The organism is Streptomyces griseicoloratus (genome assembly GCF_014534645.1).
GTDB lineage: Bacteria > Actinomycetota > Actinomycetes > Streptomycetales > Streptomycetaceae > Streptomyces > Streptomyces griseicoloratus.
Genome location: NZ_JACVQF010000187.1, coordinates 213,267 through 236,997 on the forward strand (window position 1 = coordinate 213,267; position 23,731 = coordinate 236,997).

Consider the following 23,731-nt stretch of genomic DNA (forward strand, 5'->3'; position numbering starts at 1 on the left):
CGTGACGACGCCTGAGCGGACCCCCGGGAGCCGGACCTGCATTCCTCGGTCCGCCTCCCGGGGGTCCGCTCGTTCACAGCACGCGGCCCTCCGGGTCAGCGCACGGTGTCGAGAAGGACGCGGGCGGCGGCCTTCGCCTGGGCGGCCGGTTCGGGGGAGCCGGTGATGCCCGCGACGGCCATGGCGCCGTTGGCGAGCAGGGACAACTGGTCGGCGAGGACGGGCGGGGCACCGAGGGCGTCGGTCTGCTCGGCGAAGTACGCCCGCAGGGCCTCCTTGTGGTCGCGGGAGATCGCGGCGACCGCCGGGGAGACCCCACCGAGCTCCCCGAAGCCGTTGATGAAGGCACAGCCACGGAACCCGGGCTCCGCGAACCAGTCGGCGAGCCAGTCGAAGACCGCGAGGGCCCGCTCGTACGGCCCCTCGGCGGTCCGCGCGCCGTGCGCGGTGAGTGAACTCCGTACGGCCTCGTCGCGGCGCCGCAGGACGGCCTCGACCAGGAGGTCCTTGGAGGGGAAGAGCTGGTAGAGCCGTTTGAGCGAGACCCCCGAGGCGCTGCGGATGGCGTCCATGCCGACCGCCTGGATCCCGCGTGCGCCGAAGAGCCGCTCGGCGGTGTCGAGCACCTTCAGTTCCGCGGTTTCCGCGTCCAGCATCCCTCACCCCTTGCGCAGAGAACCATCGTTCTCCTACTCTACAGGGCATCGGGAGAACGATCGTTCTCCCGGCCGGTCACGGAACGGGGAGCACCCATGCCCACCTTCGCCGCACGCGCCCGCACCACCACCGTCGACGGCCTCGACGTCTTCTACCGGGAGGCCGGCGACCCGGCCAACCCCACCCTCGTCCTGCTGCACGGCTTCCCGTCCAGCTCGCACATGTACCGCGGACTGATGGCCGACCTCGCCGACTCGTACCACCTGATCGCACCCGACCACATCGGCTTCGGCTTCTCGGCCGCACCCTCCGTCGAGGACTTCGCCTACAGCTTCGAGAAGCTCACCGAGATCACCCTCGGCCTCGTCGACCAGCTGGGCATCGACCGCTTCGCCCTCTACATCCAGGACTACGGCGCCCCCATCGGCCTCCGCATCGCCTCCCGCCGGCCCGAGCGGATCACCGCGATCGTCACCCAGAGCGGCAACGCCTACCTGGAGGGCTTCACCCCCTTCTGGGACGTCCTCTTCGCCCACGCCAAGGACCGGGAGGCCAACGAGGCCGCCGTCCGCGAACTCCTCACCGCCGAGGCCACCCGCTGGCAGTACACCCACGGCGTCCCCGCCGACCGGCTCGACCGGATCGGCCCCGAGACCTGGACCCTCGACCAGGCCGGCCTCGACCGGCCCGGCAACAAGGAGATCCAGCTCCAGCTCTTCTGGGACTACCAGTTCAACCTGGACGGCTACCCGGTCTTCCAGGAGTACTTCCGCACCCACCGGCCCCCGCTGCTCGCCGCCTGGGGACGCGGGGACGAGATCTTCGGCCCCGCGGGCGCCGAAGCCTTCGCCCGGGACCTGCCGGACGCCGAGATCCACCTCCTGGACGCCGGGCACTTCGCCCTGGAGACGCACGGCCCGGAAATCGCCGCGCTGGTCAGGGACTTCCTCGGCCGCCACGTGAAGTGAGGCGGGGCCGCCGGGACATACACACAGCGCGACACCGTCGAGCGGCGCATCAACCTGGCCGGAAGGCATGGAGGTACACGTCCGTGGCCGTGTCCCTCCTCGAAGCCCGCGCCACGCCGCCCGTCACCGACCCTGCCCCGAGACAACCGACCGCGGTCCAAATCGGCAGCGGATACATGCAGCAGCTCTACGTCTGCCCGACTTCGCCGGAGCGTCCCCATACCGAACTGATGCAGTAGCGCACCGACCACCAGAACACTCGAGGCCGCTCGCACCGGTGTCCGTCTCGCCGCCGCGCCCGCGGAGCGGTTCGTCCCGGGAGCCGTGCCCTCTCGCAAGATTCCGCCTCCGAGGTACCGGAATACCCCCGGGGGGTATATGGTTGCGATCAACGTCCTGAACGGACAACGCCACAAGGCGCATCGCACCCATGGGAGATGTCATGAGGAATTCCTCCGGCCACGGCCAGACCAACCACGGTGTCCACGGCGTCCACGGCGGAGGCCGGCCCGGTGGGCTGTCGGTCTCCGAGCACGGGTACACCCTTGAGCTCGACTCGACGATCCTCACCGCCGGCGTGCAGCCGGTCAGCTTCCGGGTGACCGGACCCGACGGGCAGGCAGTGACCGAGTTCGTGCCCGAGCACGAGAAGGAACTGCACTTCATCGCCGTCCGGCGCGACACGGCCGGGTTCCAGCACGTACACCCGGTGAGGGACGAGAAGGGCACCTGGAGCGTCGAACTGGCCCTGGAACCAGGGGACTGGAGGTTCTTCGCCGACGTCCACCCGGCCGGCCACGACGGGGCCATGACGCTGGGCATCGACGCCGCGGTCGCCGGGCCGTACGAGCCGCGGCCGCTCCCCGAGGCCACCGGGACCGCACAGATCGGCGAGTACACCGTCGCGCTCGACGGCGCACTGCTGCCCGGTGAGGCGAGCGAGCTGACCCTCACCGTCAGCCGGAACGGCCGCCCCGTCACCGACCTGCAGCCCTACCTGGCCGCGTACGGGCACCTGGTGGCACTGCGGGTCGGCGACCTGGGCTACCTCCACGTCCACCCGGAGGGCGAACCCGGTGACGGCACCACCGCACCGGGACCCGAGATCGCCTTCATGGCGGTCGCGCCTTCGGCCGGCACCTACCGCCTGTTCCTGGACTTCCAGCACAACGACGTCGTCCGGACGTCCGAGTTCACGGTGCGGACCACCGCGACCGCACCCCGCCCGGACGCGGCATCCCAGGCCGCACACGAGCACAAGAGCCACCGCCACCACGCACACCACTGACCGTACGAACGCCGCTGATCAGCTGCTTCGGAAAAGGAGCGTCATGCCCCGCCTGACCCCACTCACGCCCGACACGGCGGTCGGCGCCTCGCGCGGCCTCCTCGCCGACCTGGTCTCCCGCCATGGCCAGATCGGTGACATGGTTTCCACGATGGCGCACTCGCCGGCCGTACTGGGCGGCTACCTCCAGCTCAGCCGGGCCATGGGACGAGCCAAGCTCGACCGCAGGATCAGCGAGCGGATCTCGATCGCCGTCCAGGTCCTGCAGGGATGCGGGCTGTGCCTCGACGCGCATGTCGGTGCCGCCCGCGCCATGGGGGTGGACGAGGAAGAGATCGAGCAAGCCCGCGCGGGTACCTCGGCCGATCCCGCGATCGCGGCGATCATCACCCTCGCCCTCCAGGTCTACCGCGAGCCGACGTCGATCACGGACGAACAGGTCATCGCGCTGCGTGAGCACGGCTACAGCGACCGCGCGATAGCCGATGTCGTCGGCGTCGTCGCACTCAACATCCTCACCGGCGCCTTCAACCTGCTCGCCGGCCTCACACCGGAGAGTGACACCGGTGCCTAGAGACACACCCGCCTGTACTCGCGGGGCACGGCCTCCACCCGGGGCCCGTGCCCCGCCGCATGGACACGGAAGGAACCCGCCATGCGTCTGTTCGCCATCCGCGACTACCGCCACCTGTTCGGTGCCCAGGTCATCGCCCTGTTCGGTACCGGGCTGACCACAGTGGCCCTCGGCCTGCTCGCCTACGACCTCGCCGGTCCGCGCGCCGGTATGGTCCTCGGTACGGCCCTGACCATCAAGATGGTCATGTACGTGGTCATAGCCCCGCTGGCCGCCGCGTACGTCGACAGACTCCCCAGGAGAACTCTCCTGGTCCTCCTCGACGTGGTCCGCGGTGCGGTAGTCCTGGCCCTGCCGCTGGTCACCGAGGTCTGGCACATCTACGTCCTGATCGGCCTGCTCCAGTCCGCCTCCGCGGCGTTCACACCGACGTTCCAGGCAGTCATCCCCGACATCGTCGCCGACGAGTCCGACTACACGCGCGCCCTGTCCGCCTCCCAGGTCGCCTACACCATGGAAAGCCTGCTCAGCCCCGTACTGGCAGCCCTCGCCCTGACGTTCATGAGCTTCGACCGGCTGTTCCTCGGCACCTCCGCCGGATTCCTCGTCTCCGCCCTGCTCGTCCTGTCGGCGCGCGTCCCCGACGCCCGCCCCAGTGTCCACACCAGGGCATGGGACAAGGCGGCAGCGGGGATCAGGACCTTCCTCGCGACGCCGCGGCTGCGCGGCGTCATGGCGCTCAATCTCGTGGTCGCGGCGGCAGGGTCGATCGTCGTCGTCAACACCGTCAACTACGTCCGTGACGAACTCGGCGGCTCCCAGTCGGACGTCGCCTGGATGCTCGCCGCCTCCGGCACCGGAACCCTCGTGGCCGCCCTCGTACTGCCCCGCGTTCTCGACCGGATAGCTGCCCGCACCGTCATGATGACCGGCGCCGGAGTCCTCGTCGGCGGCACCACCGCCGCGGTGACGCTCATCGCGGCCGGTCTCACCGCCTGGACCGGTACGGCGATCATCTGGACCGTGATCGGCATCGGCATGGCACTGGTCATCACACCGACCGGCAAGGTCCTGCGCGACTCCATCGGACGGAACGCGATCCCCGAGGCGTTCGCGGCCCAGTTCTCCCTGTCGCACCTGGCCTGGCTGATCACCTATCCCGTCGCAGGGTGGCTCGGCACGAACGCCGGCTTCACCCTCGCCTGGTCCGTCCTCGCGGTCCTTGCCGGGGCGGGAGCGACCGGTGCCCTCCTCCTGTGGCCGCGCCACGATGGACGAGGAACCATGACCGGACCTGCGGCACACGCCCGGCACGCGCCCGGCACGGACCGGTCAACCCTGGCCAAGGCCGCGTGAAGCGCCACGGCCTCCTCTCGTGCGAGACCGGACACGGGAAGCGGGCATCGAGCCTTCCCGGGGTGCCCTCACTTCCCCGGGTGGCCTCACTTCCACGGGTCGGTGAACGACCGGCCGGGCACCGGCTTGGCGATGAGCGCCACGGGGATGAAGAAGTTGACCTGGCCGATCGCAAACATCAGCGTGGCGAGCGCCTTGGCCTCATAGTGCTCGGCTGCCTTCGCATACAGCTCGTCGGAGACCCTCTCTCCGTCGGCGGACGGCTGAAGCACCGCTTCCACCAGTGCCAGCGCGGCACGCTCGGCACCGGTGAAGTACGGAGAGTCCTGCCAGGACGCCACCGACGTGATCCGCTCCTCCGACTCCCCTGCCTTGCGCAGGAAGCCCGTGTGCAGAACGGTCAGGTAGGTGCTGCCGACGATCTGACCGGCGCGCAGCTGGACCAGGCTGATCGTGGAGCGCGGTACCGAACCGTTGCCGGTGACCTTGAACAGCGCCGCCGACACCTCGGCCAGCTCGGGAACGAGCTCCGCGGGGTCTTCGGACATCCGCGGAGCCATCGGGACCTCAGCCGCGATCGAACGTGTTTCCATCACCGTCTCCTTCGGGCTTTCATGCTCTTGTCACTGCCCTGACGGATCGCCACACAGAAATGTGACAGGCGGAAGATCTGCCACCGTGAGGTGAGCCTCGGTCCGGCCCGGTGGGTTCCTGAGCGCTGAAGGGGGTGAGGTGATGGAGGTGGTAGGCCAGGCCTTGCGCGAGGTTGCCCGGGGACGTGCGCAAGCCGGACCTTGTCGGCGCCGATGGCCTCGGCGACGGCCTGGCGGTCTCCGTCTGGGCATGTCGCGTCAGTGGCCTGCTTGCTACGGGCGCAGTTCCAGGGCGATGTGCGGGGACAGCGCGCGGAGGAAGTCGGGGGCGTCGAAGATCTCGCCGGCGGAGGCGACTCCGGTCGTTCTGGTGCGTCCCGTGAGGATGCGGTCGAGCGCTTCCACGACCAGCGGCGCGGTGACGGCGTAGATGTCCCGGCCCCTCGCCACGGCACGCCGTTCACTCGTGCCGGAGCGCACGACCGCGTCGACGAGGAAGGTCTGCCCGGACCGTCCGCGCTCGTCGGCCGCGGCCGGTGCCGGCGTGTCCGGGGCCGCGATGTCCCGGGCCGCCTCGACCGCCATGTAGGTGCGTACTTCGGGGATGGACAGGTGGCTGGGAACGGTGACGACGTCGGCCATGGTGAACTCCCCGATGACGGCACGGGGGCCCATCGGGGCGGGGAAGGGCCATTGCAGGGTGGGCAGGTCGTCCTGGTGGTACTCCAGCCGTCCGTTCCGGTGGCGGACGCTCCGGCCGTCGCGCCGCTGCCGGGACACCACGCCCGCGGCACGCGTCCCGGCGGTGGGGTGCCAATTGCTCAGCCCGTAGGCGATGTGCGCCTCGTCGGCCGCCGTCCAGTCGCCCATCGCCGTGGTGACCAGCAGGTCGCCGAGGCCGCCGTAGAAGGCCATCGCAGGAACGATCACCGCTGCGGCCTCTCGTGCCCGGTCGGCGAAGTGCGCGAAGGTGTCGGCGTTGGCCTCGATCTCGGCCGCCACGTCCACATACGGGATCCCGGCCCGCAGGGCCGCCTCGATCACCGGGACGGCCGTCGTGGCGAAGGGCCCGGCGCAGTTGACCACGGCCGCCGCACCGGCCAGCGCCCGGTCGAGCGAAGCCGGGTCGTCGGCCGACGCCGGGCGGGCGTCCAGCCCGGTTGCGGAGGCCAGTGCCTTCAGCTTGCCGGCGTCGCGACCGGAGAGCACCGGGGTGAACCCGCGCTCCCGCAGCTCCGCCACCACGAAGCGTCCGGTGTGTCCGTACGCGCCGTACACCGCGACCCTGGGCCTCGTCGTCATGGGTGCTTCCCCCGCTCGAATGATCCGTTCGGCTCCGTCGCGACCATCCTGGCGGGGGCAGGGTGCGCGCACGAGTGTCCGGAACGACATGACCCGTACACTTCCGGACGTGGACACTGTCGCGCTGGCCGTCACCGACGGGATGCTTCACTTCGAACTGGCCCTGGCGTACGAGGTCTTCGACGCCGCCCCGGACGGCGTGGCGGGTCCCTGGTACCGCCTCGTCGTCTGCGGGCCCGGTCCGGTACGGGCCGGCCGGTTCCTGCTCGAGCCCGATCACGGACTCGACTGGCTCCCCCACGCCGACACCGTGATCGTCCCGGGCTGGGCCGACGTCGACGAGGACCCGCCCGCCGAGCTGGTCGACGCGGTGCGCGCGGCCCATGAGGCGGGCGCACGCCTGGTCTCCCTGTGCACGGGCGCCTTCGTCCTGGCCTCCGCCGGCCTGCTGGACGGCCTGCGCGCGACCACGCACTGGGCGCACACCCGGGCCCTGGCCGACCGCCATCCGAAGGTCGAGGTGGACCCGGACGTCCTCTACGTGGACAACGGCAGCGTGCTCACCTCCGCCGGCAAGGCCGCCGCCATGGACCTGTGCCTGCACCTCATCCGCCTCGACCGGGGCTCGGCGACCGCCAACGCCGTCGCCCGCCGCCTGGTCGTGCCGCCGCACCGGGACGGCGGGCAGGCCCAGTTCGTCACTGCCCCGGTGCCCGCCCCGGACCATCAGCCCCTCGCCGAACTGCTCCCCTGGGTGCTGGAACGGCTCGACCAGCCGCTGACGGTGGAGGATCTGGCCCGCCGGGCGCGGATGAGCTCGCGCCACCTGGGCCGCCACTTCAGGGCCGCGACCGGTACCACTCCCCTGCAGTGGCTGCTCATCCAACGGATCCGCCGCGCCCAGGAGTTGCTGGAGACGACCGACGACAGCGTCGACGCCGTCGCGGCGGCCACCGGCATGGGCACCGCCACAACGCTGCGCCGGCACTTCAACCGCACGGTCGGCCTGCCCCCGAACACCTACCGCCGCACGTTCCGCAGGCGGAACCGGTCCGGCCGCGACGACGGCCGGCAGCAGCACCAACGGCCCTGAGCCGGCCGCTCACTGGGATCCGGTCCCGGACCGGCGGCGTGCCGTGATGGTGGCCGCCCCGGCTCGTCCGCGGCTGCCGTCACAGGCTCAGCAGCAGGTCCCGGACGGCGGCGGGCTGGGACAGGAACGGGTGGTGGCCGGCGTCGAGTTCGACGACGCTGCCGGCCCGGCGGGCGAACTCGCGCTGCAGGCGCGGCGGGGTGCCGCGGTCCTGGGCGCAGACGAGATACGTCGAGGGCACCTGCTGCCATGCGGCCGCTTTGACCGGCTGCCCGGTCACCTGCACGCTCTGCCGGGCGAGGTGGTCCGCCGCCTGTGTCCGGACCGCGGGGTCGCAGTCCTGCAGGAACGTGTCCACGAGCAGTTCGGGGCGAACCCCGAAGGTGCCGGCGTCGGGGTCGACGTCGAGGAACGGGGCGGGGCCGGCGTCCCCGAAATCCGACAGGCTCTGCCCTACCTCGGGCAGGTAGCTGGAGACCAGCAGCAGGTGGCGTACCGACCCGATTCCCGCGGCGGCTTCCGCGGTGACGATGCCGCCGTAGCTGTGGGCGACCACGACGGTCGGCTCGTCGCCGGCCTGCAGCACCTGCCGCACCGCGGCGACGTCCTCGGGCAGCCCCGGACCGCCGGCGCCGCCGGGCAGGCCCGTCTCGCCGCAGCTCGGCAGCGCCGGTGCCGCGCTCGGCACTCCTCGCTCCTGCAGCAGTTCGGCGGTGCGGTGCCACCACCATGACCCGTCCCGCACGCAGGCCCCATGCACGAACACGACCCTCATCGCTGCCTCCACGTCCGCCTCGACCGCCTTTCGGTCAACGGTAGACGTAGCTGCCGTTACGTGAAAAAGTGAGGCCGTGGGCAGACGACCGCAACCGCACATCAAGGAGAGGCTGCTCGATGCCTGCGCTGATCACGCTCTCGCGCACGGCCTCCCCGACCGGCTCGAGCCGCTGGCCACCGCCACCGGCACCTCGGCCCGCATGCTGATCTATCACTTCGGCACCCGCGACGCCCTGCTGCGGGCCGTCCTCGGGCGTGCGCGGCAACGCCAGCTCGACACCTTCGGTGACCTCCTGCGGGCGCGCCCCGACGAGCCCTACACGGCCACCCTGGAGCGCGCCTGGACCTCCATCACCGGCCCGGACGGGCGGCCGTACCTGCGCATGTTCGGTCAGCTGCGCGAGAGTGCCGAGCAGCAGTTGTGGCCCGGCTTCCGGCGCACCGCGACGACCGACTGGCTCGGGCCGCTCGAGGACGGTCTGCGCAGCATCGGCCGGCCGGATCTCGCGACGCTCGCTCTCGCCGTCATCCGCGGACTCCTCATGGACCTCGATGCCACCGGCGACACCGCGCGCACCGACCAGGCCTTCCGTGACTTCCTCGGCGCAGTGGAGCGCCTGTCGGGCGTCGGGCAGTCCACGCAGTAGGCCGGACGGGCAGGGGTGGCTGCCGTGAACCGCTCGTCGTCCGTGTCTGTCGTCGTCCATCACGTCAGTGCCCTGCGTGCGCGTCGTCCCGGACGGCCGGCCGGCCGGCTCGCTCGCCCTTCTCGACCACGACGAACTGGCCCATCATGCCCAGGTCCTCGTGGTACAGGAGGTGGCAGTGGTACATGTACGGGGTGTCCGGATCGGGCGGCCCGTCGAAGCGCATCGCCAGCTTCATGGTCGTGCCGTTCGGCAGGAAGACGGTGTCCTTGGCGCCGCGCAGGTGTGCCGGCGGGGTTTGTCCGTTCACCTCCAGGACGCGGAACTGTACGTCGTGGACGTGGAAGTTGTGCGGCATGCCGTTGGTGTTGCGGACGGTCCAGGTCTCGGTGGTGCCGCGGGTGACCGTCTCGTCGACTCGGTCCATGGCCATCTTGCGCCCGTTGATGCCGGACATCTTCAGGTCGAAGTGGCGGGCGCGGACCGCGTCCGAGGCGTCCGGCACCTCCAGTTCGCCCATACGGCCGGGCAGTTCGGGCGAGGGGCGGAGCGTCGTCGCCGCCCGCAGTTGCAGGACGTCGAACGAGTCGTCGCCCCCGCCGAACCGGGTGTTCCAGGCATCGCCGTAGTTGTCCTGCGGAAAGCTGCGCAATGTGGTGCGCTCGCCGGGCCGCATGCGTACGACGATCTCGGCGCGCTCGCCCGGTGAGAGCTGCAGCCGCCGGGTCTGCGCGGGGCGTTCCAGGAGTCCGCCGTCGGTCGCTATCTGGGCGTAGCGCCGGTTGTCGTCGAAGCCGAAGGAGTACACCCGGGCCGTCGAGGCGTTGAGCAGCCGCAGTCGCACCAGTTCGTCACGGACCTCCCGGTACGGATCGAGGGTGCCGTTGACCATGGTGCGGTCGCCGAGGAACCCGACGTTCCGCATGAAGCCGTGCCCGTGGTCGAACCGGGCGCCGTCGAACGTCACGTCCTGGACGATGACGGGCAGGTCGTCGACGCCGTACGTCTTCGGCAGCGGCAGGGCGGAGGACCGCTGGTCGTCGAGGAGGAACATCCCGGCGAGGCCGCGCTGGACGTGTGTCTCGGTCTTCCCGTGCGGGTGCGGGTGGTACCAGAGGGTGGCGGCGGGCTGATCGATCGTCCAGTGCGGGGTCCACGTGGCGCCCGGCGGCACCATCTGGTGGGGGCCGCCGTCCATCCGCGCGGGCAGGTGCATGCCGTGCCAGTGCACGGTCGACGGCTCGTCAAGCGTGTTGCGCACCCTGACCTCCACCTTGTCACCGCGTTCGGCGCGCAGTGTCGGGCCGAGGTGGTCGCCGTTGAAGCCCCAGGTGGTGGTCTTCCGGCCCGGCCGGAACTCCTTCTCGCCGGCGCGCATCGCGAGGTCGAAGACCTTGGTGCCGTCGGCCTTGACCCGGGTCGGTTCGGCGAGTGGGGGGACGGCGAGTTCGTTGGTGAACGAGGTCTCGCCGACCGTGCTGGTGTCGGCGCCGGTCCACAGCCATGCGAACCCCGCGCCGAGCAGGACGAGCAGCACGGTCGCGACCGTGCCGAGGGTGATCAGGACTCGCCTGAGGGTGCGGCGCCCCTTCCTCCCGCCGCGCGGCCCGGCCGCCTCTCCCCCCTGCTTCCCCGTCTTGCCCGGTTCGCTCGCCGTCCCCGTTTTCGCCATGCCCCGACGATCTCGGTCCAGGGGTGCCGCCAGCATCCGGGAGCCGCCCTGAACCGCCCCTGGCACGTCCCCTACGGGGGCCGGTCCAGGACCCCGTACGTGTCGACGGGTCCCGGGTGACGCCCGGTCCGCGAAGGCCGGTGGCGTGGCATGCTTTCCGGTGCGGGTGCCGCTCCGGCCCGTCGGCCGAATGGCCGTGCGGTGTCCGCCGGTTGGTCATACTGATGCGCGGGACGGCGGCGGAGGGGCTTGCACGGGATGGGGTTCGGCTCGGACCTGCCAGAGCGTATCGGCGGGTATACCGTGGAACGGAAGCTGGGCACCGGGGGCATGGGGACGGTCTACCTGGCCCGCTCCCGCGGCGGCCGTGCGGTGGCCGTCAAAGTGGCACACGCCGATCTGGCCGGTGACCGGCATTTCCGCGAACGGTTCCGTGCCGAGGTCGAGGCGGCCCGCAAGGTGGGTGGCTTCCACACCGCCCCGGTCGTGGACGCGGACCCGGACGCGGAAGCACCGTGGCTGGCCACGGCGTACATCCCGGGTCCCACCCTGTCCGCTCTGCTCGCGGACCGGGGGCCGATGGACGAGGGCCGGCTGCGGCTGCTGGGCGCCGCCCTGGCGGAGGCCCTCAAGGCCATCCACGCCTGCGGGCTCGTCCACCGTGACCTGAAGCCAGGGAACATCATCATGGCCGAGGACGGCCCACGGGTCCTCGACTTCGGCATCGCACGAGCTGTGGAGTCCACCCGGCTCACGTCCACCGGCGCCGCCTTCGGCACCCCCGGGTACCTGGCCCCCGAACAGGCGCAGGGCCGTGAAGTCAGCGGCGCTGCCGATGTGTTCGCTCTCGGCGCGGTACTCGTCGCGGCGGCCGGCGGCAGTGCCTTCGGCGACGGCGCTCCCATGGGGCTGATGTACCGGTCGGTGCACGAACCCGCGGACCTGTCCGCGGTGCCGCCCGGCCTGCAGCCCCTGATCGCCGCCTGCCTGTCCAAGGACCCGGCGCAGCGCCCCACCCTGGACCAGATCCTGAATCTGCTGCTGCCGGTCCCGGCCCCCCACGAGCCCACCCTGGCCGTCCCCGGGGAGGCGGGCCCGACCATGGCGCTGGGTTCCCGGGCCACGGCCGCGCCGGACGGCGGTGCGGACGGGTTCAGCAACGCACCCACCGCCGGCCCCGGGCTCGGGGGCAGCCGGCAAGCACCGGAGCGGAACCGCGACGACGGGCGACGCGGGCGGGTGCTCGCCATGGTGCTCACGGCCGTGGCTGCCGCGGGTGCGCTCATCGGGGGCGCGGTGTACTTCACCCAGCAGGGCGCGGGTACCGACACCCCTTCCGCCTCCTCGTCGACGTCTCCGTCGGCTTCGTCGGCTTCGTCGGCTTCGTCGGCTTCGTCGGCTTCGTCGGCCGCTTCGGAGCCCGAGCCCGGCCCCACCGGCAGTGCGGTCGCCCCGGAGCCGGGGGAAGAGGGCAAGGTCAAGGTCCAGGTCAGCGGCACGGACCGGCGGAGCTGGGTCTCGGCCAAGAACTCCGCGGGCCGCCTGCTCTTCGACGGACTGCTCGGGCAGGGCGAGAGCAAGACCTTCACGGACGAGGAGTCGGTCACCTTGGTACTCGGCGATGCGAGCGCCGTACAGCTCGTCGTCAACGGCAAACGGATCGGGAACGAGTTCGCGCCCGGGCAGGTGGAGCGGCTGACGTACACGAAGGACTCCTGAGGCCTGGCGGGCCGCAATCACGCGCCCCGCCGGAGAGTCCCCGCACGTCTTGGGAGTCCGACTGGGACCATGGCCGTGTGGAAGGGATTCCGGCCTCCGGCGGGGCCGAGCCCATGGCGGCACTGCAGGTGGGACCGACGCCCCGCACGGCGGTGGCATGGCTGCCGCCGCGGGAGCTCTGGCCGGCGATTCAGGACATCCGCTGGGAGCACGATCCGCAGGTGCGTCGCTGGCCACCGCATGTGAACCTGCTGTTCGGCTTCGTGCCGGAGGAGGAGTTCACGCGGGCCGTGCCGCTGCTGTCCGCCGTCGCGGCCCGCACCGCGGTGTTCACGGCGCGCCTGGCCGGTGTGCGGTACTTCCGGCACCGCCACTACGCGACGGTCTGGCTCGATCCGGCCGCGGCAGACCCGGCGCCCTGGGCCCGTCTCCACCGGGAGCTGCAACTGCGGTTCCCGCTCTGCCAGGGGCGCGGCGGCCGCTTCACCCCGCATCTGTCCCTCGGCCGCACCCAGAACCCGAAGCGCCTGGCGACCGAGTGCGCCGCCCGGCTCGGCACGCTGTCGGCACGGGTGGAGGAGGTGGTCCTGCTCTCCCGTCACGGCGAGGAGCCCATGCGGCCCCGCGCCGTGATCACCCTGGGCACGGGCGAGATCCGCCGGCCGTAGCCGCGGTGGGCGTGGTGCCGGCCCAAGGGTGAGCGTGAGGCCGTTTCCGCTCACTGTGCTCGCGGCGGCCGGGGTGGTGCAGCCCCGCTCAGCGAGCAGGGGCCTCACCTCGCCGATGGTGCGGGTGATGGCGGAGCGGTCCGCGTCGTACCAGCAGGCGAGCACGTCGTGTGTGGTCCCGTGCCAAAGGTGCCACGAGGGTGTCGGGAGGCGGTCGATGAAGACCGGCCGGCGCATGCCGTGCCTGCGGCATGCGCCGGCCGCCCCGTCAGGTGGCCGTCCAGCCGCCGTCCACGGCCATGGCGGTGCCGGTGACGAAGGAGGCGCGCCTGCTGCACAGCCAGGCGGCGGCCTGGGCCACCTCGTCCGGGGCGGCGATGCGTTTCTGCACGGAGCGGGAGACGAAGCTGTCCTTGAGGGACGGTGCCTTGGCCAGGACGTCGTCGATCAGCTCGGTGCGGGTGCTGCCGACGACGAGCGCGTTGACGCGGATGCCTTGTTCGCCGTACTCGTCGGCGGCGGCGCGGGTGAGGCCGATGACGGCGTGCTTGGCGGCGATGTAGGGGGCGGTGGCGCCGGTGGCGCGCAGGCCGGCGACGCTGGCGGTGTTGACGATGGAGCCGCCGGTCGCGGAGGCGAGCATGGCCGGGATCTGTGCCTTCAGGCAGTTCCACACTCCGCGCAGGTTGACGTCGAGGACCTGGGTGAAGACGGAGTCGTCGGTTTCGTGCAGGGCCGTTCCGGCGGTGGCCCAGCCGGCGTTGTTGAAGGCCGCGTCGAGGCCGCCGTAGGTCTGCGCGGCTTGTTCGACGGCCCGGTTGACGTCGTCCGGGTCGGTGACGTCGCCGGGTACGGCCAGGGCGCTGCCGCCGGCCGCGGTGATGTCGTCGGCGAGGGCGCGCAGGCGGTCGGCGCGGCGGGCCATGAGAACGAGGGCCGCTCCTTCCGCGGCGAACAGCCGGGCGGCGGCCTCGCCGATGCCGCTGGACGCTCCGGTGATCATGACGGTCGCGCCGCTGAGCAGCGGTGTTCCGGTTCCGTTCTGAGCTGCCACTGGCTTCGCTCCCCCTCTGTGTCGGGCCAGCAGGTGCAGGGTCGTGTGGGGCGCCGTCGCGGGCGCGGGTGCCTCAGCGGAAGCGGGGTGCGTGCCGGGCGGCCCAGTCGGTGAACGGTGCGGGCTCCCGGCCGAGGAGCTGCCGGATTCCGTCGGTCACGTGTTCCTTGGCGCCGGCCTGCTGTCGTCGGGCGCTCTCGGCGATGGCACGGGCGATGGGTTCGGGGTAGCGCCTGCGCCACAGCTCCCACGCCTGGTCGCACGTCAGTTCCCGGAATCGCAGGGGCCGGTGCAGCCGGCGGGCGAGGAGGTCGGTCTGCTCGCGTGCGGACAGCGCCTGGGGTCCGGTCAGGGCGTAGCTGCGGCCCGCGTGGCCGGGGGTCGTCAGGACGCGGGCGGCTGCCGCGGCGATGTCGTCGGGGTCGATGCAGGAGTTGCGTGAGGTGCCGTACACGGCGCTGACGACGCCTTCGGTGCGGACGGACGGGATCCAGTCGAGGGCCTTCGACATGAACGCCCGGGGCCGCAGCAGGGTCCAGGGCAGGCCGCTGTCGCGGACGAGTGCCTCGCACCGGCGCTGCCATCGGGTGATCAGGTCCTGGGCGCCGGGGTCGGTGACGGCGAGGGCGGAGAGCTTGACGACGTGGCGTACGCCTTGTTCCCGTGCGGTCCTCAGCAGCGTCTCGTCGTGGTCGGGGCGCAGGGGGTCGCTGGTGATGAGCAGGAGCGCGTCGGCGCCGGCGAGAGCGGGGCGCAGGGCGCGCCGGTCGGTGAAGTCGGCGCGTATCTTCTCGCCCGCGACGCCGCGGCGTTCGGCGGCTTCGGGGTCGCGGGTGACGGCCCGTACGTGGTGGTGGGGCGCGAGGCGGGCCGCGACGCGGCTGCCGATGGTGCCGGTGGCGCCGGTGACGGCGATCGTCAGTCTCGGTAACGGCGTGGCCGGTTCGGTCCGGTGGGGGGTGTGCCGGGTCATCAGGCCGCGCCTCGCCGGGGGTCGAGGTCGAGGCGGGCGGCGACGTCCGGGGTGGTGAGCCCGGGCAGGAGCAGCTGCCACATGCGGACGACGCGGTCGCCGAGGGTGTTGATCTTGCCGGTGAGGCGGGCGTGGTGCTGCATGCCGGTCATGGCACCCACCATGAACTCGGCGACCGCTCCCGTGCTGGCTCCGGGGGCGAGTTCACCCTCGTCGCGGGCCTCTTCCAGCCACTTGCGGAAGAGGACTTCCCATTCCTGGAAGGAGGTGTCCTCCTCGATGCCGTGGGCCTGCTGCTCGACGGCGAGCCGGACCGCGGCGCGCATCACCGGGTTGGCGTTGATCTCGTGGGCCCACACCAGGGTGAGGTCCACCAGTCGCTGGATGCCGACGGACTGGAGCTTGGGGACCATGACGTCGGGCTGGGCGAGGATGACGGCGCGGGCGAGTTCCTGCTTGCCGGCGAAGTGGAAGTAGACCGCGCCCAGGGTGACGCCCGACCGGGCGGCGATCTCCCGCATGCTGGCGCCCTTGTAGCCGAAGTCCTCGAAGGCCAGGGCCGCTCCGCGGAGGATGTCGTCGCGCGTCTTCAGGGCGCGTTGCTGCTTGGGTTCCGCAGGCATACGCCCTGCTCCCTCCCAGAGGAAAAACGAACACTCGTTATGTTAAGCGCGTGCGGAAGTGATCGTCAACCGCCTTGAGAACGGCTTGAATTCGGGCCTCGACAAGAAAAGAGAACACTCGTTATGTTGTTGCGCGGTTTCACCGAGCCACGAAGTAGGGCTCAGCCTCGTCCGCGTTCACGATCACTGGGGGGATTCATGCCTGTCGTCGAACAACCCGCGCTCGCCTCGGTGGAATCGGCTGTTCCCGCGCGTTATGTGCACAAGCGCGACGCAGCCGAGGTTCTCCTCACGGGATGGTCCGGGCTGCGTCCGGACTCCTTCATCGTGTCCGCGCGCTGGCCGCGGACCCATCGCTTCTATGCCGGCCAGGCCGGTCTGCACGATCCGATGCTCTTCGCCGAGAGCGTGCGGCAGTGCTTTCCGCTGCTGTCGCACACCGGGTTCGACGTCCCGTTCGACCACCACCTCGTCTGGCAGTACCTGAGCTTCGAGGTCGTCCCCACGGCGATGGCCGTCCAGGACGGTCCCGCCGTGCTCGACCTGTTCGTCACCTGCTCCGACATACGCCGCAGCCGGGGCCGGGTGGCCGCGCTGACCTTCCATGTGGTCGGCCTGCGCGACGGCGTGCACCTGGGGACGGCGCAGGCGCGCTTCTCCGTCCACCCGCCCTCCGTCTACCGGCGGCTGCGCGGCCCCCACGCCGACGCGCACCGGGCCGCGGTCACCGCCGGCCGGCCGCCCGCCCCGGTCCCGGCGGCCCTGGTGGGGCGTGCCGACGCCCGCGACGTGGTGCTCTCGCCGTCCGGCCGGGCCGGGCGGTGGACCCTGCGCAACGACACGGCCCACCCCGTTCTCTTCGACCACCCGGTGGACCACTCGCCCGGGATGCTGCTGCTGGAGGCCGCCCGGCAGGCCGCACACGCGGCGTGCGGGCCGCGGGGCGTGTATCCCGTCAGGTTCGAGTCGACGTTCCTCCAGTTCGCCGAGTTCGACACGCCGTGCCATGTCACGGCGCAGCCGCTGCCCACCGGTGACGCCTCGCGGCACCGCGTCGAGGTGCTGGCCTCGCAGGGCGGCCGGAACGTGTTCTCCAGTGTGGTGACCGCGCTGGCCGTGTGAGCCGGTGGCGCCTCACCCCCCGGGCCCAGGGCCTCAGCCCTCCCGGTCCCAGGACCGCTCCAGGGCCCGGTCCACGAGCAGGCCGGCGGCGCCGGTGTAGCCGCGCGGGTCGAGCAGCGCCGGCAGCGCGGCGACGAGATCCGGCCGGCCGGCGAGTTCCGGCGCGGACGCCAGCACCTCGGCCAGCGGCCTGCCCGACCGGCCGGCCTCGTCGGCGGCGCCGGACAGCAGGTCCTTGGCCCGTGCCCGGCCCAGGTGGGGGGCGAGGGCGGCGGCGATCCGCTCGGACAGCATCAGCCCGCCGGTCAGCTCGGCGTTGCGCCGCATCCGCTCGGGGGCGACCCGCAGCCCCTCGGCGAGTGCCGCCGCGGTGTGGGCGGCCCCGCCCACCAGGCGCAGGCACTCGCGCAGGGGCTGCCACTCGGCGTGCCAGGCACCGGCCGAGCGTTCGTCCTCCGCGGTCAGGCACTGGAACAGGGTCGACGCCAGCGCCGGGACCTGGAGGGCGACGCTGCGGATCAGGGTCGACAGCACCGGGTTGCGTTTGTGCGGCATGGCCGAGGAGCTGCCGCGGCCCGGCGCGGACGGCTCGGCGGCCTCCGCCACCTCCGTACGGGCGAGGCCCTGCACGTCGACGGCGAACTTGCCCAGGGCGCCCGCCGTGAAGGCGAGCACCGCGGCGGTGTCGGCGACCGGTGTGCGCAGGCTGTGCCAGGGCAGCACGGGTGCGGCCAGGCCGGTCTCCTCGGCGAAGGCCGCCGTCAGCCGGGCCGGGTGGTCGGGCACGGCCGCGGCGCCCTGGGGCGCGGCCTGTTCCAGGTAGCCGGCCAGGGTGCCGGCGGCGCCGCCCAGGGAGACCGGCAGGCCGCCGTCCAGGAGGCGGTCGACGCGGTCGACGGCGTCCAGGACGAGGTGGCGCCAGCCCGCCGCCTTCAGGCCGAAGGTGGTGGGCACGGCGTGCAGGGCGAGGGTGCGTCCGGCGAGGACCGTGTCGCGGTGCGCACGGGCCAGCGCGGCCAGGGCCTCGGCGGTCCGCCGCAGGTCGCTGCGGATCAGGCGCAGGGCGCGGGCGGTCACCAGCATGGTGGCGGTGTCCAGGATGTCCTGGCTGGTGGAGCCGCGGTGCACGTACTCGGCGGCGGCCGGGTCCTCGGCCGCGACCACGCGGGTCAGCTCCCGCACCAGGCACACCACGGGGTTGGCGGTCTCCCGGGCGGCCAGGGCCAGGACGCGCGGGTCGATGCCGCAGCCGGCCGCCGCCGCGGTGATGGCCCGGGCGGCGGCGGGGGGTACGGTGCCGAGCCGGGCCTGTGCCCTGGCGAGCGCGGCCTCCGCCTGGAGCATCGCGGCCAGCCAGGCCCGGTCGTCGACGGCCGGCTCCACGGGGGTGCCCGCCCGCGCCGGGGCGAGCAGCCCCGTGTCCGGGGCGGGCCCGGTGGCCTGGGACAAGGGGATCACCTCTCAGTGGGCGGGGCGGTGGCCGTTCAGGGGGTGAGGGCGTGGGGGAAGCGGAAGAAGCCGTGCGGGTCGTAGTGGCGCTTGACCTCGGTCAGGCGCGGCAGGTTCTGCCCGTAGTAGGCGCTCGCCCAGTCCGTCAGCTTCGGGTCGGGGTAGTTGACGTAGCTGCGGCCGTTGGAGTGCGGGTCGGTCGCGGCGAAGCAGCCGTCGACCCAGTCCTGCGCGGCGCCCTCCTCCTCCGGGGTGGGCGTGGCGGTGGTGAGGTCGATGCCGAACACCGAGGTGAACACGGCGTCGCGGTGGACGTAGGCGGTGGCGTCGGGGGCGACCTGGTTGGCGTTCTTGCCGAGGGCCATCAGGCTGACGTAGCGGTTCTGCCCGCTGCGGCGCCGGGCGTCGAACGCGGTCAGCAGGTCGTCGATGCCGCTCGCGGGCAGGGGGCGGCTGAACATGCGGCCGCGGTTCTTGGTGTAGGCGGTGCGCGGCAGGGCGGCGCCGGCGCCCGCGGTGTGGCACTGCTGGGTGGTCAGGTCCGCGCAGCCGAAGCGCTGCATCATCGCCTTGTCGTAGGGCAGTTCGTCGACCTGGCGGGTGGCCGGGGCGCTGCCGACCAGGGCGGCCAGTTCGCGCAGGGACGTCTCCAGCGTCTCCTTGGGGCCCAGGTAGGCGCCGGTGACGAGGGCGACGGGGGCGTTTCCCGCGGTGGCGTCCGGCAGGGACAGCACGGCGTCCGGGGCGAGTTCGGGGGCGCCGGCCTGGGCCCACTGCTGGTAGCCGGCCAGCATCTGCGGTGCCTTGTCCCAGGGCCAGGTGACGGTGAACGTGGTGGCGACCGGCACCCGGGTGGGGGCGAGGTCGAAGGCGGTGACGACGCCGAAGTTGCCGCCGCCTCCGCCGCGCAGCGCCCACAGCAGGTCGCTGTTCTCCTGGGCGGAGGCGGTGACGACGCGGCCGTCGGCGAGGACGACCTGGGCGGAGACGAGGCGGTCGCTGGCGGGCCCGTACTTGCGGTGCTGCCAGCCGTGCCCGCCGCCGGTGACGAACCCGCCGGGGCAGACGGTGGGGCAGAACCCGCCGGGGACGGCCAGGCCGTGGGGGGCCAGCGCGGTGACGATGTCGACCATCTGGGCCGCGGGCCCGACCCGTACGGTGGTGCCGCACACGCGGGTGCCGTTCAGCCGGGTGAGGTTGATGACGAGGCCCTCGGTGGTGGACCAGCCGGTGAAGCTGTGCCCGCCGCTGCGTATCGCGGTGTGCAGGCCGTGGTCCTGGGCGAACCGGATGCAGGTGCTGACGTCCTGGGCGCTCTCGCAGTAGGCGACGGCCTGCGGGCGCAGGTGGTCCCACTGGGCGGAGGCCAGCTGCCGGGCCTGGTCGTAGCCCGCCTCGTGGGGGAGCACCAGGTCTCCCCGGAGCCCTGCGCGCAGCTGCTCCCACCGTGTGGTGGTGCGGCGCGGCCGGGCCCACGCCGGCGGGGCGCCGGTCAGTACGGTGGAGGCGGCCAGGGTGAGGCCGGTGCCGGCTCCCAGGACGGCCCTTCTGGTGACCATGGTGTTCCTTCCGTGATGTCCCTGCTGCGGTCGTCTCACGCGCGTCGTCTCACGCGCTGCGGAGGGCGAGATAGGGCATTTGGTCGGCGGGGTAGCGGTCTCCGCGTGCCGCGCCGGGCGGTACGGCCGCCTCGACGGCGGCCAGGTCCTCGGGCCCGAGGGTGAGGTCGAGGGCGCCGAGTGCCTCGTGCAGGCGGTCCCTGCGGCGGGCGCCGACGAGGGGGACGATGTCGCTGCCCTGGGCGAGCGCCCAGGCGATGGCGGCCTGGGCGACGGTGGCGCCCCGGGACCGGGCGACGGCGCGCAGCGCGTCGACGAGGCCGAGGTTGTGGTCGGCGTCGGCGCCGGTGTAGCGGGGGGTCTTGCCGCGGACGTCGCCGGGGGCGAAGGTGCGGCCGCGTGGCCAGCTGTCGCTGATCAGGCCGCGGGCGAGGACGCCGTAGGCGGTGACGGCTATGCCCAGTTCCCGGCACAGGGGCAGGATCTCGCGCTCGATGCCGCGGTCCAGCACCGAGTACTCGATCTGGAGGTCCGCGACGGGGGCGACGGCGGCGGCCCGGCGGATGGTGTCGGGGTCGGCTTCGGAGAGCCCGATGTGGCGGACGTGTCCCGCGGTGACGGCTTCGGCGATGGCGCCGACGGTCTCCTCGATCGGCACCTGCGGATCGGTGCGCGCGATGCGGTAGACGTCGATGTGGTCGGTGCCCAGGCGCTGCAGCGAGTACGCCAGTGAGGTGTGGACGGCGGCGGGGCGGCCGTCGTAGCCGAGGAAGGTCCCGTCGGGGCGGCGCAGGGCGCCGAACTTCACGCTGAGCACGACGTCGTCGCGGCGGCGGTGGCGCAGGGCCTCGCGGACGAGGAGTTCGTTGTGGCCCATGCCGTAGAAGTCGCCGGTGTCCAGCAGGGTGATGCCGGCGTCCAGCGCGGCGTGCAGCGTGGCGAGGGACTCCTTCTCGTCCGCGGGTCCGTAGAGGGCGGACATGCCCATGCAGCCGAGGCCCAGGGCCGACACCTGGGGTCCGGTGGCACCGAGAACGCGGTTGAGCACGATGGCCTCCTTCGGGCGCGGCGGGGGGTGCGCCACATCGTGGCGCGCCCGCGGGACGTACCGCAATGAAGCGGCATTTATTACGGCAAGTCACCCAAGTCGCTTGGGGGCAGGCGGGGTTGCCGCCCCTGGCCGGGCGGCGGTTCAGTAGCGGACGGAGCGCAGGCGCGGCCCGTAGGGGGCGCGGTCCAGCCACCGTCCGGCGCGGTCCCAGCCCGGGGCGAGCAGGGCCGCCGCCCGCTGGGCCGTGCGCCGCAGCGGTCCGTCGGCGCTGAGGTGGGCGAGGGCCTGCCCGGCGGCGTGTGCGTTGGCGAGGGCGGCGGCGCGCCGGGTGTGCGCGTAGGCGGCCACGGCGGCCCGGCTGTGCGCGGCGACGGCGTCCGCGGCGGCGACGGCGTCGGCGATCCCGGAGTTCATGCCCCGTGCCCCGAAGGGCGGCAGCAGGTGGGCCGCTTCGCCGGCGAGCAGGACGCGGTGGTGCGGGTCGCTGAAGGCGGCGGCGACGCGCTGGTGGAAGCGGTAGGCGGAGGACCAGGTGATCTGGGCGCCGGAGGTGCCCGGCAGCAGGGCGGGCAGCCACCGTTCGGCGGTCGCGGCCCACTGGCCGGGGTCGTCGGCGGGCCGGCACTGCACGTCCACGCGCCAGCCGCCGCGGAACGGCACGAGCAGGACGTTGCGTCCGCCGGCTCCGGGATGGCCGTAGTGGAAGATCCGCTCCGCCGCGTCGTCGCCGGGGCCGCCCGCCACGTCCACGACGGCGAAGCCGGTGCCGGCCGTCGTACCGTCCAGGGGGATGCCGAGGCCGGCGCGGACCTGGGAGCGGGCGCCGTCGGCGGCGATCACGCAGGGCGTGCGCCAGTGCCGCCCCGCCGCGGTGACGAGTTCGACGCCGCCGGGCCCGCTGCGGATCTCGCGCACCGCGTCGCCCCAGTGGATCTCGGCGCCCGCCCGGGCGCAGGCCCGGCGCAGCAGGGCCTCGACGACGGTCTGCGGCAGGCTGGTGAAGCGTGCGCGGGCGGCCGGGCCCGGGTAGGTGCGGGCGTAGACCTCGCGTCCCCGCCACAGCGTGCGGCGGGTGCGCCACACCAGTCCTGCGCCGGCCACCTCGCCGCCCAGGCCGGGGCTGATGCGCTCCAGCAGGTCGAGGGTGGTCCGGTGCACGAAGATGGCTCTGCTGCCGGGGCGGCCCCGGTGCTCGGCGCCGGCCTCCAGCACGGTGACGCGGGCGCCGTGGTGCCGGGCGGCGAGGGCCGCGGCCAGGCCGACGGGGCCGGCCCCGACGACGGTGACCTCGGTCATGGCGTCGCCCTCGTGGCGGCGGGGCCCGGTGCCGGTCCCGGGGCGGTGCGCAGGTGTGCGGGCGCGATGTCGGGGTGGAAGAACTCCTCGACGTACCAGGGTGATTCGCCCGGGACCGCGAGGACGTAGCCGCGCCAGGCGGCGGGCCGGGACCGCGGTGGCCACGGGGAGCGGCCGACGCGCAGCAGCCGGCGCTCCTGGGGCAGGCGCAGGCCGGCGAGGGCCCGGCCGAGCGGGACCGTGGCGCTGGTGAGGATGCCGGCCATCTCCGGGCGGCGCGGCAGGGGGCCCATCACCAGGTTGCGGGAGACCACCCGGGCGCTGTCGTCGTGGAGTTCGGTGCGCCGCACGAGCCACGGCACGTCGGTGTCCAGGCCGAGCAGGGGCAGCACGGTGGCGGCCACGGCGTGGGAGCTCTGCACGTTCTGGCTCACCAGGCGGAGCGTCAGGCGGGTGGCCAGGTGCTGTTCCAGCAGGGCGGTGGTGGAGCCCTGGTGGGTGAGGAGCCTGCGGGTGAAGGGGTGGGTGAACCGCTCGGCCCGCAGCACGGCCGGGCGGGCACAGGGGTGGTCGCCGCGGTTTTGGGGCGGGTCCGGGCTCGGCACGGGCACCGCCCGGCCCGCCCGGGGGTGGGGGCGGGGCCGGGCCGGTGCCGCGGGGTGGGGGCGGGTCATGCCTTGGGCGTGTAGTGGCCGGGCACCATGCGGGTGGAGATCGCGATCCGGTTGTAGGCGTTGATCACGGTGATGGCCCAGATCAGCTGGGCGACCTCGGCTTCGCCGAACTCCTTGAGCGCGGCCCGGTAGACGTCGTCGCCGACATGGCCGTCGTGGACGAGGGTCACGGCCTCGGTCAGGGCGAGGGCGGCGCGTTCGCGTGCGGAGAAGAACGGGGTCTCCTCCCAGGCGTTGAGGGCGTACAGGCGCTGCTCGGTCTCGCCCGCGGCACGCGCGTCCAGGGTGTGCATGTCGATGCAGAAGGCGCACCCGTTGATCTGCGAGGCACGGATCTTGACCAGTTCCAGGAGGGAGTGCTCGAGCCCCGCCTGGAGGGCCGCCTCCTCGGCGGTGGCGTGCAGGCGTCCCATGGCGGAGTAGACCTTCGGGGTCAGCTCGGACAGCTTCAGGCGGGGGAAGGACTCGGTGGTCGTCATGGCTCGACGGTAGGAACGGCCGCGGCACCCGGGGAAGCGCGACTTCCCACTGTCGCAGGGCGTTCGCCGGGCCGGCCGGCGGAGGGTGCGGGGCCGAAGGCCGAGCAAAAAACTTTTCCGAAAAGCATCTCCGGAGG

23 protein-coding genes are annotated in these 23,731 nt (G+C 72.9%); 9 read left to right on the plus strand and 14 right to left on the minus strand.

All coding sequences use genetic code 11. The annotated features are described in order from the left end of the window. Positions 1-95 precede the first annotated feature (95 nt). Positions 96-653: a TetR/AcrR family transcriptional regulator gene (locus H0H10_RS14750; RefSeq protein ID WP_188181489.1), complete on the minus strand. Its 558-nt coding sequence runs from the start codon at positions 651-653 to the stop codon at positions 96-98. A 99-nt stretch (positions 654-752) separates the two neighbouring features. Between H0H10_RS14750 and H0H10_RS14755 the strand changes: the two genes are divergently transcribed. The 4 genes from H0H10_RS14755 to H0H10_RS14770 all read left to right on the plus strand — a co-directional run bounded on the left by H0H10_RS14755 (position 753) and on the right by H0H10_RS14770 (position 4,843). Next, on the plus strand, positions 753-1,625 hold the full coding sequence (locus H0H10_RS14755; protein ID WP_188181376.1) for an alpha/beta fold hydrolase: 873 nt from the start codon (positions 753-755) through the stop codon (positions 1,623-1,625). A gap of 442 nt (positions 1,626-2,067) precedes the next feature. Then, a complete protein-coding gene (locus H0H10_RS14760; protein ID WP_188181377.1) occupies positions 2,068-2,913 on the plus strand; it encodes a DUF8832 domain-containing protein in 846 nt (281 codons plus the stop codon). Between the two features lie 43 nt (positions 2,914-2,956). Then, positions 2,957-3,487 (plus strand): carboxymuconolactone decarboxylase family protein, encoded by a 531-nt coding sequence (locus H0H10_RS14765; RefSeq protein ID WP_188181378.1) that lies wholly within the window; start codon positions 2,957-2,959, stop codon positions 3,485-3,487. A gap of 81 nt (positions 3,488-3,568) precedes the next feature. Further along, a complete protein-coding gene (locus H0H10_RS14770; RefSeq protein ID WP_188181379.1) occupies positions 3,569-4,843 on the plus strand; it encodes an MFS transporter in 1,275 nt (424 codons plus the stop codon). 86 nt (positions 4,844-4,929) lie between these two features. Here the strand turns inward: H0H10_RS14770 and H0H10_RS14775 are convergent, their stop codons facing one another. Both H0H10_RS14775 and H0H10_RS14780 read right to left on the minus strand, forming a co-directional pair. Beyond that, positions 4,930-5,436, minus strand: a complete 507-nt coding sequence (locus H0H10_RS14775) for a carboxymuconolactone decarboxylase family protein (protein WP_188181380.1) — start codon at positions 5,434-5,436, stop codon at positions 4,930-4,932. 273 nt (positions 5,437-5,709) lie between these two features. Then, on the minus strand, positions 5,710-6,738 hold the full coding sequence (locus H0H10_RS14780; protein ID WP_188181381.1) for a saccharopine dehydrogenase family protein: 1,029 nt from the start codon (positions 6,736-6,738) through the stop codon (positions 5,710-5,712). A 109-nt stretch (positions 6,739-6,847) separates the two neighbouring features. Between H0H10_RS14780 and H0H10_RS14785 the strand changes: the two genes are divergently transcribed. Next, the gene (locus tag H0H10_RS14785) at positions 6,848-7,831 is read left to right on the plus strand and encodes a helix-turn-helix domain-containing protein (protein ID WP_309141799.1); all 984 of its coding nucleotides are present in this window, start codon (positions 6,848-6,850) and stop codon (positions 7,829-7,831) included. 79 nt (positions 7,832-7,910) lie between these two features. On the opposite strand, the gene H0H10_RS14790 is transcribed toward H0H10_RS14785, so the two are convergent. Next, positions 7,911-8,606 carry an alpha/beta fold hydrolase gene (locus H0H10_RS14790; RefSeq protein ID WP_188181383.1) on the minus strand — a complete coding sequence of 232 codons (696 nt, stop codon included), beginning with the start codon at positions 8,604-8,606 and terminating at the stop codon, positions 7,911-7,913. A 76-nt stretch (positions 8,607-8,682) separates the two neighbouring features. Here H0H10_RS14790 and H0H10_RS14795 point away from each other — a divergent pair, with 76 nt between their 5' ends. Beyond that, positions 8,683-9,255 carry a TetR/AcrR family transcriptional regulator gene (locus H0H10_RS14795; protein WP_188181384.1) on the plus strand — a complete coding sequence of 191 codons (573 nt, stop codon included), beginning with the start codon at positions 8,683-8,685 and terminating at the stop codon, positions 9,253-9,255. 64 nt (positions 9,256-9,319) lie between these two features. On the opposite strand, the gene H0H10_RS14800 is transcribed toward H0H10_RS14795, so the two are convergent. Then, positions 9,320-10,927 carry a multicopper oxidase family protein gene (locus H0H10_RS14800; RefSeq protein WP_188181385.1) on the minus strand — a complete coding sequence of 536 codons (1,608 nt, stop codon included), beginning with the start codon at positions 10,925-10,927 and terminating at the stop codon, positions 9,320-9,322. A 303-nt stretch (positions 10,928-11,230) separates the two neighbouring features. Between H0H10_RS14800 and H0H10_RS14805 the strand changes: the two genes are divergently transcribed. Together H0H10_RS14805 and H0H10_RS14810 are read left to right on the plus strand one after the other, a co-directional pair. Continuing rightward, a complete protein-coding gene (locus H0H10_RS14805) occupies positions 11,231-12,646 on the plus strand; it encodes a RodZ domain-containing protein (RefSeq protein WP_309141800.1) in 1,416 nt (471 codons plus the stop codon). A 77-nt stretch (positions 12,647-12,723) separates the two neighbouring features. Beyond that, positions 12,724-13,314 (plus strand): 2'-5' RNA ligase family protein, encoded by a 591-nt coding sequence (locus tag H0H10_RS14810; RefSeq protein WP_188181387.1) that lies wholly within the window; start codon positions 12,724-12,726, stop codon positions 13,312-13,314. 268 nt (positions 13,315-13,582) lie between these two features. Here the strand turns inward: H0H10_RS14810 and H0H10_RS14815 are convergent, their stop codons facing one another. The 3 genes from H0H10_RS14815 to H0H10_RS14825 all read right to left on the minus strand — a co-directional run bounded on the left by H0H10_RS14815 (position 13,583) and on the right by H0H10_RS14825 (position 15,964). Continuing rightward, positions 13,583-14,317 (minus strand): SDR family NAD(P)-dependent oxidoreductase, encoded by a 735-nt coding sequence (locus H0H10_RS14815; RefSeq protein ID WP_188181490.1) that lies wholly within the window; start codon positions 14,315-14,317, stop codon positions 13,583-13,585. Positions 14,318-14,441: 124 nt separating this feature from the next. Further along, positions 14,442-15,341 carry an NAD(P)H-binding protein gene (locus H0H10_RS14820; RefSeq protein WP_188181388.1) on the minus strand — a complete coding sequence of 300 codons (900 nt, stop codon included), beginning with the start codon at positions 15,339-15,341 and terminating at the stop codon, positions 14,442-14,444. Further along, a complete protein-coding gene (locus tag H0H10_RS14825) occupies positions 15,341-15,964 on the minus strand; it encodes a ScbR family autoregulator-binding transcription factor (RefSeq protein WP_188181389.1) in 624 nt (207 codons plus the stop codon). Before H0H10_RS14825 ends, H0H10_RS14820 begins: the two co-directional genes overlap by 1 nt. 198 nt (positions 15,965-16,162) lie before the next feature. On the opposite strand from H0H10_RS14825, the gene H0H10_RS14830 reads away from it, so the two are divergent. Then, a complete protein-coding gene (locus H0H10_RS14830) occupies positions 16,163-17,086 on the plus strand; it encodes a ScbA/BarX family gamma-butyrolactone biosynthesis protein (protein WP_188181390.1) in 924 nt (307 codons plus the stop codon). A 33-nt stretch (positions 17,087-17,119) separates the two neighbouring features. On the opposite strand, the gene H0H10_RS14835 is transcribed toward H0H10_RS14830, so the two are convergent. From H0H10_RS14835 to H0H10_RS14860, 6 genes are all read right to left on the minus strand, one after another. Beyond that, the gene (locus H0H10_RS14835) at positions 17,120-18,535 is read right to left on the minus strand and encodes a nitrosuccinate lyase (protein ID WP_188181391.1); all 1,416 of its coding nucleotides are present in this window, start codon (positions 18,533-18,535) and stop codon (positions 17,120-17,122) included. A 35-nt stretch (positions 18,536-18,570) separates the two neighbouring features. Continuing rightward, positions 18,571-20,094, minus strand: a complete 1,524-nt coding sequence (locus H0H10_RS14840) for an FAD-binding oxidoreductase (protein WP_188181392.1) — start codon at positions 20,092-20,094, stop codon at positions 18,571-18,573. A gap of 49 nt (positions 20,095-20,143) precedes the next feature. Next, positions 20,144-21,142, minus strand: coding sequence for an aldo/keto reductase (locus tag H0H10_RS14845; protein WP_188181393.1), 999 nt, complete (start codon positions 21,140-21,142; stop codon positions 20,144-20,146). A 144-nt stretch (positions 21,143-21,286) separates the two neighbouring features. Then, the gene (locus H0H10_RS14850; protein WP_188181394.1) at positions 21,287-22,441 is read right to left on the minus strand and encodes an FAD-dependent monooxygenase; all 1,155 of its coding nucleotides are present in this window, start codon (positions 22,439-22,441) and stop codon (positions 21,287-21,289) included. Beyond that, positions 22,438-23,115 carry a hypothetical protein gene (locus tag H0H10_RS14855; RefSeq protein WP_188181395.1) on the minus strand — a complete coding sequence of 226 codons (678 nt, stop codon included), beginning with the start codon at positions 23,113-23,115 and terminating at the stop codon, positions 22,438-22,440. Before H0H10_RS14855 ends, H0H10_RS14850 begins: the two co-directional genes overlap by 4 nt. Beyond that, on the minus strand, positions 23,112-23,594 hold the full coding sequence (locus tag H0H10_RS14860) for a carboxymuconolactone decarboxylase family protein (protein ID WP_188181396.1): 483 nt from the start codon (positions 23,592-23,594) through the stop codon (positions 23,112-23,114). Before H0H10_RS14860 ends, H0H10_RS14855 begins: the two co-directional genes overlap by 4 nt. Between the last annotated feature and the right edge of the window lie 137 nt (positions 23,595-23,731).